The sequence below is a fragment of the Streptomyces sp. TG1A-8 genome, from assembly GCF_030499535.1.
In the GTDB taxonomy this organism is placed as follows: domain Bacteria; phylum Actinomycetota; class Actinomycetes; order Streptomycetales; family Streptomycetaceae; genus Streptomyces.
Genome location: NZ_JASTLB010000001.1, coordinates 2,754,045 through 2,770,593, shown reverse-complemented (window position 1 = coordinate 2,770,593; position 16,549 = coordinate 2,754,045). Strand labels below are relative to the sequence as shown.

Below are 16,549 nucleotides of genomic sequence, written 5' to 3'. Positions count from 1 at the left end.
CGCCGTGCGGGACAATGGGGTACGTGACTCGGATCGTGATCATCGGTGGCGGACCCGGCGGATACGAAGCGGCGCTGGTGGCCGCTCAGCTCGGCGCGGAGGTGACCGTCGTGGACTGCGACGGACTGGGCGGGGCGTCGGTGCTGACCGACTGCGTGCCGTCGAAGACCCTCATCGCCACGGCCGAGGTGATGACCACCTTCGACTCCTCCTACGAGGAACTGGGCATCATCGTCGCCGACGACACCCCGCCGCTGGAGCAGGCGGCCCGGGTGGTCGGCGTGGACCTCGGCAAGGTGAACCGCCGGGTCAAGCGCCTCGCGCTCGCCCAGTCCCACGACATCACCGCCTCGGTCACGCGCGCCGGCGCCCGGGTCATGCGCGGCCGCGGCCGGCTCGACGGCATGCAGGCCCTCGACGGCTCCCGCCGGGTCGTGGTCACCGCCGCCGACGGCACCGAGGAGATCCTCACCGCCGACGCCGTCCTCATCGCCACCGGCGCCCACCCGCGCGAGCTGCCCGACGCCCGGCCCGACGGCGAGCGCATCCTGAACTGGACCCAGGTCTACGACCTCACCGAGCTGCCGGAAGAGCTGATCGTGGTCGGCTCCGGCGTGACCGGCGCCGAGTTCGCCGGCGCCTACCAGGCCCTCGGCTCCAAGGTCACGCTCGTCTCCTCGCGCGACCGCGTGCTGCCGGGCGAGGACCCGGACGCCGCCGCCGTCCTGGAGGACGTCTTCCGGCGCCGCGGCATGAACGTGATGGCCCGCTCCCGCGCGCAGTCCGCCAAGCGCGTCGGCGACCGGGTCGAGGTCACCCTCGCCGACGGCCGCGTGATCGGCGGCAGCCACTGCCTGATGGCCGTCGGTGCCATCCCGAACAGCGCGAACCTCGGTCTGGAGGAGGCCGGCGTCAAGGTGCGCGAGTCCGGTCACATCTGGACCGACAAGGTCTCGCGGACGACCGCTCCCGGCGTGTACGCGGCCGGTGACGTCACCGGTGTCTTCGCCCTCGCGTCCGTCGCCGCCATGCAGGGCCGCATCGCCATGTACCACTTCCTCGGCGACGCGGTGACCCCGCTGGACCTGAAGACGGTCTCCTCCAACGTCTTCACCGACCCCGAGATCGCCACCGTCGGCTACACGCAGGCCGACGTCGACGCCGGCAGGATCGACGCGCGCGCGGTCAAGCTGCCGCTGCTGCGCAACCCGCGCGCGAAGATGCAGGGCATCCGGGACGGCTTCGTCAAGATCTTCGCCCGCCCGGGCACCGGGATCGTCGTGGGCGGTGTGGTCGTGGCCCCGCGCGCCTCGGAACTCATCCACCCCATCTCGATCGCCGTCGACAACAACCTGACGGTCCAGCAGATCGCGAGCGCCTTCACGGTCTACCCCTCCCTTTCGGGATCGATCGCCGAGGTGGCCCGGCAGCTGCACACGAGCAAGGCGGGCGCGGAGGGCTGACCCGGCCCGGGCGGCGCCAACTCCCCGTCGGTTGCGGGGAGTTGTCTGATCACCGACCGGCACGGCGGGGCGGAACGGGTGCTATACCACTTTCCGCCCCGTCATGTGAACAACTTCTGCTATTCGGTGCAAACCGCTGAAAGTAGATGGTCGTTGGCGTTACTGTCAGTTTCGTGTTCGCTGCAGAACGTCGCCAATTGATCCTCGAAATGGTGCGAGCGAACGGGGCCGTGTCGCTCCGTGAACTCGCCCGCGTCGTCCAGACCTCCGAAGTGACCGTACGGCGGGACGTGCGCGCACTGGAGGCAGAAGGACTCCTCGACCGCCGGCACGGTGGTGCGGTGCTGCCCGGCGGGTTCACGCGGGAGTCCGGCTTTCCGCAGAAGTCCCATCTCGCGACCGCCGAGAAGACGGCCATCGCCGACCTCGCCGCGGGCCTCGTCGAAGAGGGCGAGGCCATCGTGGTCGGCGCGGGCACCACCACGCAGGAACTGGCCCGCCGGCTCGCGCGCGTCCCCGGCCTGACCGTCGTCACCAACTCCCTCCTGGTCGCCCAGGCGCTGGCCCACGCCAACCGGGTGGAGGTCGTGATGACCGGCGGCACCCTGCGCGGCTCCAACTACGCCCTCGTCGGTTCCGGCGCCGAGCAGTCCCTGCAGGGCCTGCGGGTCTCCAGGGCCTTCCTCTCCGGCAGCGGCCTGACCGCCGAGCGCGGGCTGTCCACGTCCAACATGCTCTCCGCGTCCGTGGACCGCGCGCTCGTCCAGGCCGCCGCCGAGGTCGTGATCCTCGCCGACCACACCAAGCTCGGCACGGACACGATGTTCCAGACGGTGCCGACCGACCTCATCGCCCGCCTGGTCACCGACGAACCCCCGGCCCACGACGACCGGGCCGCCACGGAGTTGCAGGCCCTCGCCGACCAGGGGGTGCAGATCGCCGTGGCGGGGGCCGGCGGGAACCCCGGGGGTGAGCCGGGGCCCACGGCACGCCAGCAGCGGGCCCTGCCCGGCCCCCGGCGGGGACAGGTGCCCGGGGGCGCGCTGCGGGGCGTGCTGTCGGAACAGCCCTCCGCGGGAACCGAACGGGGACGCGTCGCGGACCTGCGCCGGCGGTAGCGGGGCCCCGGGGGCGGCCGGCACCGCGAGACGCCGCGGAGGGCGTCCGGGAGAGCCGGACGCCCGGCCGACCCTACGGGTCCACCGGGCGTCGGTGTGAGGCGGTGCCGGGCTCAGTCCTTGATCTCGCAGATGGCCGCGCCCGACGTCACCGAGGCGCCGACCACCGCGGTCAGGCCCTTGATGGTGCCGGCCTTGTGGGCGTTGAGGGGCTGCTCCATCTTCATGGCCTCCAGGACCACGATCAGGTCGCCCTCGCTGACCTCCTGGCCCTCCTCGACCGCGATCTTGACGATCGTGCCCTGCATCGGGGAGGCGAGGGTGTCGCCGGAGGCCACCGGGCCGGACTTCTTGGCCGCGCGGCGCTTGGGCTTGGCGCCGGCCGCCAGGCCCGTGCGGGCCAGGGTCATGCCCAGGGAGGCCGGGAGGGAGACCTCCAGGCGCTTGCCGCCGACCTCGACGACGACCGTCTCGCGGCCCGTCTCCTCGTCCGCCTCGGTGTCGGCGGCCGCGGCGAACGGCTTGATCTCGTTGACGAACTCCGTCTCGATCCAGCGGGTGTGCACCGTGAACGGGTCGCTGGAGCCGGTCAGCTCCGGGGCGAACGCCGGGTCCCTCACCACCACGCGGTGGAACGGGATCGCCGTCGCCATGCCCTCGACCTGGAACTCCTCCAGGGCGCGGGAGGCCCGCTCCAGGGCCTCCTTGCGGGTGCGGCCGGTGACGACGAGCTTGGCCAGCAGGGAGTCCCAGGCCGGGCCGATGACCGAGCCGGCCTCCACGCCCGCGTCCAGGCGGACGCCGGGACCCGCCGGCGGGTCGAACCTGGTGACCGTGCCGGGGGCCGGGAGGAAGTTGCGGCCCGGGTCCTCGCCGTTGATGCGGAACTCGAAGGAGTGGCCGCGCAGCGGCGGGTCGTCGTAGCCGAGCGGTTCGCCGTCGGCGATGCGGAACATCTCGCGGACCAGGTCGATGCCGGCGACCTCCTCGGTGACCGGGTGCTCCACCTGGAGGCGGGTGTTCACCTCCAGGAAGGAGATCGTGCCGTCCTGGCCGACCAGGAACTCGCAGGTGCCGGCACCCTCGTAGCCGGCCTCCTTCAGGATGGCCTTGGAGGCGCGGTACAGCTCGGCGACCTGCTCCTCGGACAGGAACGGCGCGGGGGCCTCCTCCACCAGCTTCTGGTGGCGGCGCTGCAGGGAGCAGTCACGGGTGGAGACGACGACCACGTTGCCGTGCTTGTCGGCCAGGCACTGGGTCTCCACGTGGCGGGGCCGGTCGAGGTAGCGCTCGACGAAGCACTCGCCGCGGCCGAAGGCGGCGACCGCCTCGCGGACGGCCGAGTCGTACAGCTCCGGGATCTCTTCGAGGGTGCGGGCGACCTTCAGGCCGCGGCCGCCGCCGCCGAAGGCGGCCTTGATGGCGATCGGCAGGCCGTTCTCCTCGGCGAAGGCGACGACCTCGTCGGCGCCGGACACCGGGTCGGGCGTGCCGGCCACCAGGGGCGCGCCGGCGCGCTGGGCGATGTGCCGGGCCGCCACCTTGTCGCCCAGGTCGCGGATGGCCTGCGGGGGCGGGCCGATCCAGATCAGGCCGGCGTCGAGGACCGCCTGCGCGAACTCGGCGTTCTCCGAGAGGAAGCCGTAGCCGGGATGGACGGCGTCCGCACCGGACTCGCGTGCGGCGTTCAGCACCTTCTCGATGTCGAGATAACTGGTGGCCGGAGTGTCACCGCCCAGGGCGAACGCCTCATCCGCGGCGCGGACATGCAGAGCGTCCCGGTCCGGGTCGGCGTAGACGGCCACGCTCGCGATCCCGGAATCCCGGCAGGCCCGGGCCACGCGGACAGCGATTTCGCCACGGTTGGCGATGAGCACCTTGCGCACGATTGAGGCTCCCTCCTTGGAACAAGCAGAGTTTAGGGACTGCCGACACGGCGCATCGACCCGTCCTCACTGGTGAGCTTGCCCACACGGAGCGTGACGCGAGGCTCGCTCGACCCGCGAAAACCCTTGTCGCACCGTGGCGCGGCAGGATTCCTCCGGGAAACCCTAGCCCTGACATGTGGTCAAGGTCTCTGTGAAGGCGTGCTGCGGCCCACTCCGTTTCTTTGTCGAGTCCCTACGAATGGCCCAACGGATCTTTGCCCGGGCCCCGGCCCTTGCCCCGGGATCCACCCTCCCACAAGCTCTGACGAGCAGGGGGGACCTCCCTGTAGCGTGCGCGGTAAATCGAGCTTACTTCAGGTAACAGCAGCTCTGCTCGGGGCCGAGGGCGAAAGTGGGTGGGGTCGGTGGTGCGCAGACCGGTGGCGTGGGTGGTGGCGGTCGTCCTGCTGGCGGAGGCGTGCGGCATCGCGGCGCTGAACTGGTTCCTCGCGGTGGTCGTGGACCGCCAGAAGATGTCGCTGGCCGGCCTCGACCCCGACGTGATGGCCACGTCCTCGAAGATCGGCGCGGTGGTCTTCGGCCTCTACTTCGCCCTGTGCGCCCTGGTCGCCGCGACCGTCGCGGTGCGCGACCGGGCCCCCGCCGGCTTCGGACGCGTCGTGCTGGTCAGCGCCGCGGTGGTGCACGCCCTGCTGGGCGCGTTCGCCCTGAGCACGGTCGGTCCGCTGGCGTTCGTCCTCATGCTGGTCATGCTCGCGCTGATCGTCCTGCTGCTGGTGACGTACGACCGCGAGGGCGGCCCGGAGCGGGCCACCCCGGGCGGCCCGGCACAGGGCGGGGCCCCGCGGGCCGGGACGGCGCCGCGGGAGGCCCCACGGGCCGCTGACGGACCGCACAGCCGCCGGGACGAGCCGCGGGACGGGGACGACGGTCCGCAGGACTCCGTGCCCGCGCAGGTCACGGAGTCGGCGCCCACAACTCCGTGATGCCGACGCCCAGCTCGGCCAGCAGCCGGCGCACCAGGGGCAGGCTGATGCCGATCACGTTGCCGTGGTCGCCCTCGATGCCCTCGACGAACGGCGCCGAACGGCCGTCCAGGGTGAAGGCCCCGGCGACGTGGAGGGGCTCGCCCGAGGCCACGTACGCGGCGACCTCCTCGTCCGTGGGCTCACCGAAACGGACCACGGTGGAGGCGGTCGCGGACACGTGCCGCTCGGCCACCGTGTCCCAGACGCAGTGACCCGTCTGCAGGACGCCGGCCCGGCCGCGCATGGCCTTCCAGCGGGCGGTGGCCTCCTCGGCGTCCGCGGGCTTGCCGAGCGCCCGTCCGTCCAGCTCCAGCACCGAGTCGCAGCCGATCACCAGGGCGCCCCGCACCTCCGGCCGCGCCGCCACCACCGAGGCCTTGGCCTCGGCCAGGGCGAGCGCCAGCTCGGCCGGGGTGGGCGCGGTGACGGCGTCCTCGTCGACCCCGCTGACGATCACCTCGGGCGCGAGCCCCGCCTGGCGGAGCAGACCCAGCCGGGCGGGGGACTGGGAGGCGAGGACGAGGCGGCGGCGCGGATCGGCGGTCATGCGCCCAGATTAGCCGCGGGGCGCCGCCGTGCTCACCTCGGACCGATCACGAGCATCGCCAGCACCATGGCCAGGGCCACGAGGAGGCCGAGCCGCCGCAGCATCGCCTGCGTGGCGCGCAGTTCCTCGGGCGGTTCGTTCTCGGGGTCCGACCACAGCATGCCCCCAGCGTGCGGTGCGCCGGGCGCCTCCCGCCTGAGTAGGCGTACTCAGATCGGCGCCCGGCGAACCCGCGGTCTAGCCCGGCCAGTAGGTGCGGGCCCAGGACACCGGGCCCGGCCCGGGCAGGCGGGAGCCCGCGATGCGGGCCGGGTCGGACCACGCGTCACGGGGAGCCGCCGCGCCGGACGGCCGGTCGGCGGCCGCCGCGGCGCGGGCGCGGACCACCGCCAGGGCGGCGGCCAACTCCTCCGGGGTCGGGTTGCCCCGTACGACCTTGATGTTCATGACGGCTCCCAACAGGCCTAGAGGGGGATGTTGCCGTGCTTCTTCGGGGGCAGGGATTCCCGCTTGGTGCGCAGCTGACGCAGGCCCCGCACGATGTGGGCGCGGGTGTCGGACGGCATGATCACCGCGTCGACGTAGCCCCGCCCGGCCGCGACGTAGGGGTTGAGGAGGGTGTCCTCGTACTCCCGGATCAGCCGGGCCCGCGTGGCCTCGGCGTCGCCGCCGGCCTCGGCCTCGGCGATCGTGCGGCGGTGCAGGATGTTGACGGCGCCCTGGGCGCCCATGACCGCGATCTGGGCGGTCGGCCAGGCCAGGTTGAGGTCCGCGCCCAGGTGCTTGGAGCCCATCACGTCGTAGGCGCCGCCGAAGGCCTTGCGGGTGATCACGGTGATCAGCGGGACCGTGGCCTCGGCGTAGGCGTAGATCAGCTTGGCACCGCGCCGGATGATGCCGGTGTGCTCCTGGCCGACGCCGGGCAGGAAGCCGGGCACGTCGACGAAGGTCAGCACCGGGACGTTGAACGCGTCGCAGGTGCGCACGAACCGCGCGGCCTTCTCCGACGCGTCGATGTCCAGGCAGCCGGCGAACTGCAGGGGCTGGTTGGCGACGACGCCGACCGGATGCCCCTCGACCCGCCCGAACCCGGTGAGGATGTTCGGTGCGAACAGGGCCTGCGTCTCGAAGAACTCGGCGTCGTCCAGGACGTGTTCGATCACCGTGTGCATGTCGTACGGCTGGTTCGCGCTGTCCGGCACGACGGTGTCCAGCTCGCGGTCCTCGTCGGTGACGGAGAGGTCCGCCTCCTCCGGGAACACGGGAGCCTCGGAGAGGTTGTTGGACGGCAGGTACGACAGCAGCTGCTTGACGTACTCGATGGCGTCCTTCTCGTCCCCGGCCATGTGGTGGGCCACGCCCGAGGCGGTGTTGTGGGTGCGGGCGCCGCCCAGCTCCTCGAAGCCGACGTCCTCACCGGTCACCGTCTTGATGACGTCCGGGCCGGTGATGAACATGTGCGAGGTCCGGTCGACCATGACGGTGAAGTCGGTGATGGCCGGCGAGTACACCGCACCGCCCGCGCACGGGCCGACGACCAGGCTGATCTGCGGGATCACGCCGGAGGCGTGGGTGTTGCGGCGGAAGATCTCGCCGTACGCGCCGAGGGAGGCGACTCCCTCCTGGATGCGGGCGCCGCCGGAGTCGTTGATGCCGATGACCGGGCAGCCGGTCTTCAGCGCGAAGTCCATCACCTTGACGATCTTCTGCCCGTAGACCTCCCCGAGGGCCCCGCCGAAGACGGTGAAGTCCTGCGAGAACACCGCGACCGGGCGGCCGTCGACGGTGCCGTACCCGGTGACGACGCCGTCGCCGTACGGGCGGTTGTGCTCCAGGCCGAAGTGGGTGGACCGGTGCTGCGCGAACTCGTCCAGCTCGACGAAGGACCCCTCGTCGAGCAGGAGCTCGATGCGCTCACGGGCCGTCAGTTTGCCCTTGGCGTGCTGCTTCTCCACGGCGCGCTCGGAGCCGGCGTGCGTCGCCTCGTGGATCCGGCGCTGCAGGTCCGCGAGCTTGCCCGCGGTCGTGTGAAGGTCGATCTCTTCCGGCTCGGACATCGGGATCGCGGCTCCCTGCCTGCTCAAAAGGGGGGACGATTACTCATCCGTAGCGTAGTGGCGGGGTCGCCGGTCAGCAGTGCGGCGTTTCCCACACCTAGGGTGACTTGCATGACGCCGCACAATGCATCAGACGACAGCCGCTGGTCCGACCTGGACCGCCCGCCCCTGAACGCCGCGTCGCTGCGGCGCGGGCTGCTGCGCGAGGGCAGCCTGTGGTCGGACGTCGAACTGGTCGCGCGCACCGGCTCCACCAACTCCGACCTGGCGGCCCGGGCGGCGGGGGAGCGCGTCGCCGAGGGCGCGGTGCTCATCGCCGAGGAGCAGACCGCCGGACGCGGGCGCCTGGACCGCCGGTGGACCGCACCGCCGCGCTCCGGACTGTTCTTCTCCGTCCTGCTGCGCCCCGCCGAGGTCCCCCTGGCCCGCTGGGGCTGGCTGCCGCTGCTCACCGGCGTGGCGGTGGCGACCGGCCTGTCCCGGGCGGCGGGCGTGGACACGGCCCTGAAGTGGCCCAACGACCTGCTGGTGACGGTCGGCGGCGAGGAGCGCAAGGCCGGCGGCATCCTCGCCGAGCGGGCCGGGGACGACGCGGTGGTCGTCGGCGTCGGCATCAACGTCACCCTGCGCGCGCACGAGCTGCCGGTGCCCCTGGCGGGGTCGCTGGCGCTGGCCGGGGCGGTGAGCACGGACCGGGACCCGCTGCTGCGGGCGGTGCTGCGCCGCCTGGAGGAGTGGTACGGGCGCTGGCGGGCGGCCGGCGGGGACCCCGTGGCCAGCCGGCTGCAGGAGACGTACGCCGCCGGGTGCGCCACGCTGGGGCGGACGGTGCGGGCCGAGCTGCCCGGCGACCGGGCGATCGTGGGGGAGGCCGTGGCGGTCGACGGCGACGGACGCCTGGTCATCGCCACGGAGGAAGGCGTGCAGGAGCCGGTCGGGGCGGGGGACATCGTGCACGTGCGGCCCGCGTGAGGGACGCCGGCCCGGCACCGTGCCGGGTGCCGCCGGTCCGTCCGGCGCAGTGAGCTGGCGCACACCTGCCGTAGAGTTGAGGCCGGTCGATACCTGACCGTGACAGATCGGAAGGGCAGCAGGCGTGACCGTCGACGACACGGGTTCCGGCGCGGACGCGGCCGGCCGGGTGGATCCCGACGCCGCCGACCCCGGCGACGACCCGCCGGCCCTGCGCCTGGAACAGCTCATCCTGGGCGCCGAGCGCCGCTACACCCCCTTCCAGGCCGCCCGCAGCGCCGGTGTCTCCATGGAGCTGGCGTCGCGGTTCTGGCGGGCCATGGGCTTCGCCGACATCGGCCAGGCCAGGGCCCTCACCGAGGCCGACGTGCTCGCGCTGCGCCGCCTGGCCGGTCTGGTCGAGGCGGGGCTGCTCAGTGAGGCCATGGCCGTACAGGTGGCCCGCTCCACCGGCCAGACCACCGCACGGCTGGCCGAATGGCAGATCGACTCCTTCCTGGAGGGCCTGACCGAGCCGCCCGAGCCGGGCATGACCCGCACCGAGGTGACCTACCCGATCGTCGAGCTGCTCCTGCCCGAGCTGGAGGAGTTCCTCGTCTACGTCTGGCGCCGCCAGCTCGCCGCCTCGGCCGGCCGGGTCGTGCAGACCGCCGACGACGAGGAGATGGTCGACCGGCGGCTGGCCGTCGGCTTCGCCGACCTCGTCGGGTTCACGCGGCTGACCCGGCGCATGGAGGAGGAGGAGCTGGGCGAGCTGGTCGAGGCGTTCGAGACCACCGCCGCCGACCTGGTGGCCGCCCGCGGCGGCCGGCTCATCAAGACCCTCGGCGACGAGGTGCTGTACGTCGCCGACGACGCCGGCACGGCCGCGGACATCGCCCTGCGCCTGGTCGAGACGCTGGCGAACGACGAGACGATGCCGGAGCTGCGCGTGGGCATGGCGTTCGGCACCGTGACCACCCGGATGGGCGATGTCTTCGGCACGACCGTGAACCTCGCCTCCCGGCTGACCTCCATAGCACCGCGCGACGCCGTGCTGCTGGACAGCGCCTTCGCCGAGGAGCTGATCCGCACCGGCGAGGCGCCCGCCTCGGAGGCGGAGGCGGCCGAGGCGGCGGCCGAGGCGGAGAAGCGGGGCGAGGAGCCGCCGGCGTACCGCTTCGCGCTCCAGCCGATGTGGCAGCGCCCGGTCCGCGGGCTCGGCGTGGTCGAGCCGTGGCTGCTGGGCCGCCGCGACGGCCCGTCCTGAGGTCTTTCGTCCGGATCGTGCCGGGCTCGCGGGCCCCGGCACCGCGCCGCACCCCGCCGCGTCGTCGGCTGCCACGGCTCCGCCGTGACGCCCTCCTCCGCCTCGCGGTGCACGGCACCGGACCCCGCCCCCCGATCCGGCCCGACCCGAACGGGAGACCCTAGCCCTTCGCCGGGAGGCCCGGCAGATCCAGGCACAGCCTGATCACCGGTACGCACAGCCTGTCACTGTCACTGCCACCAGTACTGCCACCGCCACCACCCGGCGCCGGCGCGGGCGTGCTCCGGCTCGGGGACGGGGACGCGGTGGTGGGCGCGGGTGCCGTGGGCGCGGGAACCGTCGCCGGGGGGCGGGGCGCAGGACCGGACGGGACTCCGGCCGGGGCGGTCGGGGTCGCTGCGGGCGGTGCGGAGGGGGCGGACGGGGCGGCCCGGGGCGTGACGGCGGCACCCGTGCCGGGCGGGGCGGCGCTCACCGCGCCCCCGACCGAGGTGGCCGGGGGCGCGGGGGAGGGTCCGGCGGTGCCGGCGGCGGCGGTGCCGGCCGCGCGGTCGGCGGCGCCACCGCCGCCGCCCGCACCGTGCTGCGGACCGGCCTGCGCCGTGCCCGGGGCACCGACCACGGGTTCCGGAGCGGCCCGGACGAGGCCGAGCACCCCGGCGGCGAGGGCGAGACCGCCGAGGGTGAGCAGCACCCCGCCCCGCCGGGGCCTGCGGTGCCGCCCACGACCGGTGGGGGAGGCGGCGGGGCGCGGGGGCCCGGAGGGCGCGGCCGTTCCGGCCCGTCCGGCGGGTGGTACCGGTTTCGGCGGCTCGGGCGGCTCGGGCGGCTCGGGCGGCTCGGGCGGCTCGGGCGGCTCGGCGGCCCTGGCGGGCTCGGCCCGTTCGGCCCGCCCGGCCTGTTCGCGGGGGTGCGGTGGTCCGGTGCGCCGGACGGACGCGGCCCGCCCGGCGGAGGCCGGGGCCCCCGGCGCGGCCGTGCCGGGGTGTGCCCGGGGCCGGGTGGGTATCGGCGTGCTCGGTGCCTTCGGCGGCTTCGGTGTCATGGGTTCCCTCCCCGCCGCGCGCCCGGGGCGCACGACGGGGCGCACGTTATGCGCCACTGTGGGCGGTGTGGGGCGGGACGGCCGGGATGTCACTCGAACGGGTGTAGACGGCGAGCCGGGGCGGCCCTTTCCGGAGAGGGGGCGCGGCTGCGATGATCGGGACGTCAGGGAGTTAACCCGCGTTAACCGGAGGGTGTCATGGGCGAGGAGCGGTACGGGGACTTCGTGCTGGTGCGGCGGCACGGGCACGTCGCGGAGCTGGTGCTGGACCGGCCCAAGGCGATGAACGCGGTCTCCACGGAGATGGCCCGCTCCCTCACGGCCGCGTGCGCGGCGCTCGCCGCCGACCGGGACGCCCGGGTGGTCGTGCTGACCTCCTCGCACGAACGGGCGTTCTGCGTCGGCGCCGACCTGAAGGAGCGGAACTCCTTCAGCGACGCGGACCTGGTCCGGCAGCGGCCGGTGGCGCGCGGGGCGTACACCGGGGTGCTGGAGCTGCCGATGCCGGCGATCGCGGCCGTGCACGGCTTCGCGCTGGGCGGCGGTTTCGAGCTGGCCCTGTCCTGCGACCTGATCGTGGCCGACCCCACGGCCGTGGTGGGGCTGCCCGAGGTGTCCGTGGGCGTGATCCCGGGCGGCGGCGGCACGCAGCTGCTGCCCCGGCGGGTCGGAGCGGCCCGGGCGGCCGAGCTGATCTTCTCGGCGCGCCGGGTGGAGGCCGCCGAGGCGCGCGCCCTGGGCCTGGTGGACCAGCTGGTGGAAGAGGGGCGGGACCGCGAGGAGGCGCTGGCGCTGGCCGCGCGCATCGCCGGGAACTCGCCGGTCGGGCTGCGGGCGGCGAAGCGGGCGCTGCGCCTCGGGCACGGGCTGGATCTGCGGGCCGGCCTGGAGGTCGAGGACGCGGCGTGGCGCTCGGTGGCGTTCTCCGGGGACCGGGCGGAGGGCGTGGCGGCCTTCAACGACAAGCGCAGGCCGCAGTGGCCGGGGGAGTGAGGGGCGGCTCCCGGGGCGGGGCCGGCGGCGGTCGGCCCGAGGGGGCGGGATGTGGGCGGTCACCCGTCCGCCCCCGCCCCGCGCGACACCGCCGCCCGCGTGGCCGCCGAGTCCCGTGAGTCCCGGCCACCCCGTTCCCGGAGCCTTTACACCCCCGTGGACCGGAATCGTGGCCGACTCTCCCACAATCCACCTGATCGCCCCATCGATGTCCCCATTTGTCGTATTGCTCCTTAGCCTGGAGGGATGGTTGAGGACAACCGGCTCGCGGCCGTCGTGGCGCTGGCCCAGGGGATGGCGGCGGCGCACACCCCGCGGGAGTGCTGGCGGGCCGCCGCGCTCGGCGCGTGCCGGGCGCTGGACGGCGGCTTCGCGGCGCTGTCGGTGTGGGAGCGCCAGCTGGGCCGGCTGCGGGTCCTCGTCAACGTGGGGGACCGCGCCCCGGGCGAGGAGGAGTTCCCGGAGGACGAGACCTATCCGGTGCACCAGTTCCCGGAGATCACCGAGTTCCTGCACGAGCGCTGGGCCGGCGGCGGCGGCCCCAACGCCTGGGTGGAGACCGCCCTGGGCCCGGCCGCCGGCACCCCGGGGTACTTCCACCAGCGCGTCGCCGCCCTGCGCCGCCGGCGCCGCGGCTGCTGCGTCGTCGCCCCCGTGGTGCTGCACGGCAGGGCGTGGGGGGAGCTGTACGTCGCCCGCGCGACCGGTGCCGACCTCTTCGCGCGGGCCGACGCCGACTTCGCCACCGTCCTGGCCGCCGTCGTCGCCGCCGGCATCGCGCAGACCGAGCGCCTGGAGGAGGCCCGCCGCCTCGCCTACACCGACGCCCTCACCGGCCTGGCCAACCGCCGCGCCGTGGACGTGCGCCTGGAGGAGGCCGTCGAACGGCACCGCACCGAGGGCGTGGCCGTCAGCCTCGTCGTCTGCGACCTCAACGGCCTCAAGCGGGTCAACGACACCCACGGGCACGCCGTCGGTGACCGCCTCCTCGAACGCTTCGGGTCGGTGCTGTCGCTGTGCGGGGCGATGGTGCCCGGCGCGCTCGCGGCGCGGCTCGGCGGGGACGAGTTCTGCCTGCTGGCCGTGGGCCCGCCCGCCGACGGCGTGGTCGAGGCCGCGCGGGAGCTGTGCCGCCGCGCCGCCGAACTGGAGCTGGGCGAGGGCGTGGCGTGCGGGGTCGCCTCGACCGAGGACCCGATCGGGCCGGTGCGCGACGCCCGCCGGCTGTTCCGGCTGGCCGACGCCGCCCAGTACCGGGCCAAGGCGATGCGCGCGGACCGGCCCGTGGTGGCCGGGCGGGAGGGGCCGGACGACCCCGTCGTCCGGCTCGCCGACGAGCCACCGCCCGCCCGGGCCGACGAGCGCCGCCGCTTCCGCGGCCGCCGGCCGTCCGGGGGCGGACGGGAGCGGCCGGACCGGCCGGGTGGGGAGTGGGGCGGGGCGCGGCGAGGGTAAGGGGCGCCGGCGCCCCCACTAGTGACTTCCCCGCATTCAATGCGTACGCTCCTGAATATGGATATGCACACTGTGGTGGTGGGGACGTCCGGCGTCACCGCGTCCGACGTCCTCGCCGTGGCGCGCGGCGGTGCCCGCGTCGAGCTGTCGGCGCAGGCGGAGACGGCCCTCTCGGCGGCCCGGGAGATCGTGGACGCGCTGGCCGCGAAGCCGGAACCGGTCTACGGCGTCTCCACCGGTTTCGGAGCCCTGGCGACCCGGCACATCAGCCAGGACCTGCGCGCCCAACTGCAGCGCAACATCGTCCGCTCGCACGCCGCCGGCATGGGCCCCCGGGTCGAGCGGGAGGTCGTACGGGCCCTGATGTTCCTGCGGCTCAAGACCGTCTGCTCCGGGTACACCGGCGTCCGGCCCGAGGTCGCGCGGACCATGGCCGACGTGCTGAACGCCGGCATCACCCCGGTCGTGCACGAGTACGGCTCCCTCGGCTGCTCCGGCGACCTGGCCCCGCTGTCCCACTGCGCCCTCACGCTCATGGGCGAGGGCGAGGCGGAGGGCCCCGACGGCAGCCTCCGCCCCGCCGGCGAACTGCTCGCCGAGCACGGGATACGGCCCGTCGAGCTGCGCGAGAAGGAAGGGCTCGCCCTCCTCAACGGCACCGACGGCATGCTCGGCATGCTGCTCATGGCCCTCGCCGACCTGGACACGCTCTACAAGTCCGCCGACATCACGGCCGCCCTCAGCCTGGAGGCGCTGCTCGGCACGGACAAGGTGCTCGCCCCGGAGCTGCACGCCGTCCGCCCGCACCCCGGCCAGGGCGACTCCGCCGCGAACATGCTCGCCGTGCTGCGGGGCTCGCAGCTCACCGGCCACCACCAGGACGACGCGCCCCGCGTCCAGGACGCCTACTCGGTGCGCTGCGCCCCGCAGGTCGCCGGCGCCGGACGCGACACCCTCGCGCACGCCCGCCTGGTCGCCGAGCGGGAACTGGCCTCCGCCGTCGACAACCCGGTCGTGCTGCCGGACGGGAGGGTGGAGTCCAACGGCAACTTCCACGGCGCGCCCGTGGCCTACGCGCTGGACTTCCTCGCCATCGCCGCCGCCGACCTCGGCTCCATCGCCGAACGCCGCACCAACCGGCTGCTGGACAAGAACCGCAGCCACGGCCTGCCGCCGTTCCTCGCCGACGACGCCGGCGTCGACTCCGGCCTGATGATCGCCCAGTACACGCAGGCCGCCCTGGTCGGCGAGATGAAGCGGCTCGCCGTGCCGGCCTCGGCCGACTCCATCCCGTCCTCCGCCATGCAGGAGGACCACGTCTCCATGGGCTGGTCGGCCGCGCGCAAGCTGCGCACCGCCGTCGACAACCTCACCCGGATCATCGCCGTCGAGCTGTACGCCGCCACCCGCGCCATCGAGCTGCGCGAGGGCCTGGCCCCGGCGCCCGCCTCCCGGGCCGTGATCGACGCCGTGCGCGCCGCGGGCGTGCGGGGGCCCGGCCCGGACCGGTTCCTGGCGCCCGACCTGGCCGCCGCCGACGCGTTCGTGCGCGGCGGGGAACTCGTCGCCGCCGTGGAGGAGGTGACCGGCCCGCTGCGCTGAGGCCGGTGGGGGCCCGGCGCCGTGCCGGGCCCCCGGGACGTCGACCCGGCTCCGCCGCTTGGGCCCCGATGACGGCGACCGGCACCGAGCAGGCCTTGCGGACCATCGTCCAGCGCCTCCGCGGCCGGCTTCGCCGCCGTGCCGTCCCGCCGCCCCCGCCGTCCCCGGCGTCCTTCGGTTTCCCGCCGGAACAGCCCGTGACGAGGGCGGGCGACAGCACGCCCACAGCCGCGGTGGCGCACTGCCGCACGCCCGGTGACCCCTTCATGGGCGGACCGCGCGTTCCCGGCCGGGGAAACGTCGGGAAGGATCAGAATTCGAGGCGTTCCCGCCGTACCGAATACACCACGAACCCGGCGCCCACGGCGAGGAACGCGCTGCCGCCGACGACGTACGGAGTGGTGTCGAAACTGCCGGTGTCGGCGAGCCGGGTGCCGTCGGAGGCGTCCGCGGCCTGCGTGGTGGCGGTCCCGGACACCACCGCGGTCTGCTGGGTGACCCGCGTCGTCGAGACCGTCCGCGCGGTCGCGCCGGCCGGGGTGTTCTGCGAGGCGTTGGCGGACGGGACGAACCACAGGGCGCACAGCAGGGTGCCCGCGGCGGTGGCGGTCAGCAGCGGGCGGCGAGCGGATGACACGGAATATCGATCCCCTTGTGACGCTGGCGAATTGGCCGTGTGGGCCGATGGTAGTGAAAATCGCGGGTCACAGGAAAGTCACGAGAGGTTTCGGCCGTACGCTCCCGTCATGAGCGACGAAGAGACATCACGGTTTGTGCGGATCCGGGCGGAGCTGATCCTCGAAGTGCACGACGAGGGCCGGGTGACCGGGGCGGCGCTGCGCCGGCTCGCCGGCGATCCGGAGCTGCCGCCGGAGGAGCGCTCCTTGGCCGAGGGCGCTGTGACGGAAGACACCGCGGAGGCCCTCGCGTATCTCGTGGATCCGTTCGACCTGGTCAGCGAGGTGCCCGGGATCGAGCTGCAGCAGGCGTCCTGGTCCAGCGAGCGGATCGACTACGACCCCGATTCGCCGGAGTGGGACCTGGACGAGGATGATGGGGACGGCCACGACCAGGAAGAGGACGGCATCGGCTGAGCGTCCCGGGGCACCAGTGACCCCGGACGGCAACCGC

15 protein-coding genes are annotated in these 16,549 nt (G+C 74.2%); 9 read left to right on the top strand and 6 right to left on the bottom strand.

Annotation, left to right across the window (positions count from 1 at the left end; genetic code table 11):
• Nucleotides 1-14 precede the first annotated feature (14 nt).
• Nucleotides 15-1,463, top strand: coding sequence for an NAD(P)H-quinone dehydrogenase (locus QQY24_RS11715; protein ID WP_301972614.1), 1,449 nt, complete (start codon nt 15-17; stop codon nt 1,461-1,463).
• Between the two features lie 146 nt (nt 1,464-1,609).
• Nucleotides 1,610-2,581, top strand: a complete 972-nt coding sequence (locus tag QQY24_RS11710) for a DeoR/GlpR family DNA-binding transcription regulator (protein WP_301972613.1) — start codon at nt 1,610-1,612, stop codon at nt 2,579-2,581.
• A 113-nt stretch (nt 2,582-2,694) separates the two neighbouring features.
• Here the strand turns inward: QQY24_RS11710 and QQY24_RS11705 are convergent, their stop codons facing one another.
• The gene (locus QQY24_RS11705; protein ID WP_301972612.1) at nt 2,695-4,467 is read right to left on the bottom strand and encodes a biotin carboxylase N-terminal domain-containing protein; all 1,773 of its coding nucleotides are present in this window, start codon (nt 4,465-4,467) and stop codon (nt 2,695-2,697) included.
• 407 nt (nt 4,468-4,874) lie between these two features.
• Between QQY24_RS11705 and QQY24_RS11700 the strand changes: the two genes are divergently transcribed.
• Nucleotides 4,875-5,456 (top strand): hypothetical protein, encoded by a 582-nt coding sequence (locus tag QQY24_RS11700; protein WP_301972611.1) that lies wholly within the window; start codon nt 4,875-4,877, stop codon nt 5,454-5,456.
• Here QQY24_RS11700 and QQY24_RS11695 read toward each other — a convergent pair.
• From QQY24_RS11695 to QQY24_RS11680, 4 genes are all read right to left on the bottom strand, one after another.
• Entirely contained in the window at nt 5,428-6,045 is a 618-nt protein-coding gene (locus QQY24_RS11695; protein WP_301972610.1) for a nucleoside triphosphate pyrophosphatase, read from the bottom strand. The genes QQY24_RS11700 and QQY24_RS11695 overlap by 29 nt on opposite strands.
• Before the next feature lie 32 nt (nt 6,046-6,077).
• The gene (gene mmpB, locus QQY24_RS11690) at nt 6,078-6,206 is read right to left on the bottom strand and encodes a morphogenic membrane protein MmpB (RefSeq protein ID WP_301972609.1); all 129 of its coding nucleotides are present in this window, start codon (nt 6,204-6,206) and stop codon (nt 6,078-6,080) included.
• Nucleotides 6,207-6,282: 76 nt separating this feature from the next.
• Nucleotides 6,283-6,492, bottom strand: coding sequence for an acyl-CoA carboxylase epsilon subunit (locus QQY24_RS11685; protein WP_301972608.1), 210 nt, complete (start codon nt 6,490-6,492; stop codon nt 6,283-6,285).
• Nucleotides 6,493-6,509: 17 nt separating this feature from the next.
• A complete protein-coding gene (locus QQY24_RS11680) occupies nt 6,510-8,102 on the bottom strand; it encodes an acyl-CoA carboxylase subunit beta (protein WP_301972607.1) in 1,593 nt (530 codons plus the stop codon).
• Nucleotides 8,103-8,213: 111 nt separating this feature from the next.
• On the opposite strand from QQY24_RS11680, the gene QQY24_RS11675 reads away from it, so the two are divergent.
• The 5 genes from QQY24_RS11675 to hutH all read left to right on the top strand — a co-directional run bounded on the left by QQY24_RS11675 (nt 8,214) and on the right by hutH (nt 15,418).
• Entirely contained in the window at nt 8,214-9,074 is an 861-nt protein-coding gene (locus QQY24_RS11675) for a biotin--[acetyl-CoA-carboxylase] ligase (RefSeq protein WP_301972606.1), read from the top strand.
• Nucleotides 9,075-9,198: 124 nt separating this feature from the next.
• A complete protein-coding gene (locus QQY24_RS11670; protein WP_301972605.1) occupies nt 9,199-10,323 on the top strand; it encodes an adenylate/guanylate cyclase domain-containing protein in 1,125 nt (374 codons plus the stop codon).
• Nucleotides 10,324-11,566: 1,243 nt separating this feature from the next.
• Nucleotides 11,567-12,361, top strand: a complete 795-nt coding sequence (locus QQY24_RS11665; protein ID WP_301972603.1) for an enoyl-CoA hydratase/isomerase family protein — start codon at nt 11,567-11,569, stop codon at nt 12,359-12,361.
• 246 nt (nt 12,362-12,607) lie between these two features.
• Complete coding sequence (locus tag QQY24_RS11660; RefSeq protein ID WP_301972602.1) at nt 12,608-13,816, top strand: GGDEF domain-containing protein; 1,209 nt, start codon at nt 12,608-12,610, stop codon at nt 13,814-13,816.
• 63 nt (nt 13,817-13,879) lie between these two features.
• Entirely contained in the window at nt 13,880-15,418 is a 1,539-nt protein-coding gene (gene hutH, locus QQY24_RS11655; RefSeq protein WP_301976217.1) for a histidine ammonia-lyase, read from the top strand.
• 310 nt (nt 15,419-15,728) lie between these two features.
• On the opposite strand, the gene QQY24_RS11650 is transcribed toward hutH, so the two are convergent.
• A complete protein-coding gene (locus QQY24_RS11650) occupies nt 15,729-16,055 on the bottom strand; it encodes an LAETG motif-containing sortase-dependent surface protein (RefSeq protein ID WP_301972601.1) in 327 nt (108 codons plus the stop codon).
• Nucleotides 16,056-16,164: 109 nt separating this feature from the next.
• Between QQY24_RS11650 and QQY24_RS11645 the strand changes: the two genes are divergently transcribed.
• Complete coding sequence (locus QQY24_RS11645) at nt 16,165-16,512, top strand: hypothetical protein (RefSeq protein ID WP_301972600.1); 348 nt, start codon at nt 16,165-16,167, stop codon at nt 16,510-16,512.
• Nucleotides 16,513-16,549 lie beyond the last annotated feature (37 nt).

Coding starts and splice junctions, on each gene's coding strand:
- QQY24_RS11715 (WP_301972614.1), top strand. CDS start 15: ATGGGGTACGTGACTCGGATCGTGATCATCGGTGGCGGACCCGGCGGA.
- QQY24_RS11710 (WP_301972613.1), top strand. CDS start 1,610: ATGGTCGTTGGCGTTACTGTCAGTTTCGTGTTCGCTGCAGAACGTCGC.
- QQY24_RS11695 (WP_301972610.1), bottom strand. CDS start 6,045: ATGACCGCCGATCCGCGCCGCCGCCTCGTCCTCGCCTCCCAGTCCCCC.
- mmpB (WP_301972609.1), bottom strand. CDS start 6,206: ATGCTGTGGTCGGACCCCGAGAACGAACCGCCCGAGGAACTGCGCGCC.
- QQY24_RS11685 (WP_301972608.1), bottom strand. CDS start 6,492: ATGAACATCAAGGTCGTACGGGGCAACCCGACCCCGGAGGAGTTGGCC.
- QQY24_RS11680 (WP_301972607.1), bottom strand. CDS start 8,102: ATGTCCGAGCCGGAAGAGATCGACCTTCACACGACCGCGGGCAAGCTC.
- QQY24_RS11675 (WP_301972606.1), top strand. CDS start 8,214: ATGACGCCGCACAATGCATCAGACGACAGCCGCTGGTCCGACCTGGAC.
- QQY24_RS11665 (WP_301972603.1), top strand. CDS start 11,567: ATGGGCGAGGAGCGGTACGGGGACTTCGTGCTGGTGCGGCGGCACGGG.
- QQY24_RS11660 (WP_301972602.1), top strand. CDS start 12,608: ATGGTTGAGGACAACCGGCTCGCGGCCGTCGTGGCGCTGGCCCAGGGG.
- hutH (WP_301976217.1), top strand. CDS start 13,880: ATGCACACTGTGGTGGTGGGGACGTCCGGCGTCACCGCGTCCGACGTC.
- QQY24_RS11645 (WP_301972600.1), top strand. CDS start 16,165: ATGAGCGACGAAGAGACATCACGGTTTGTGCGGATCCGGGCGGAGCTG.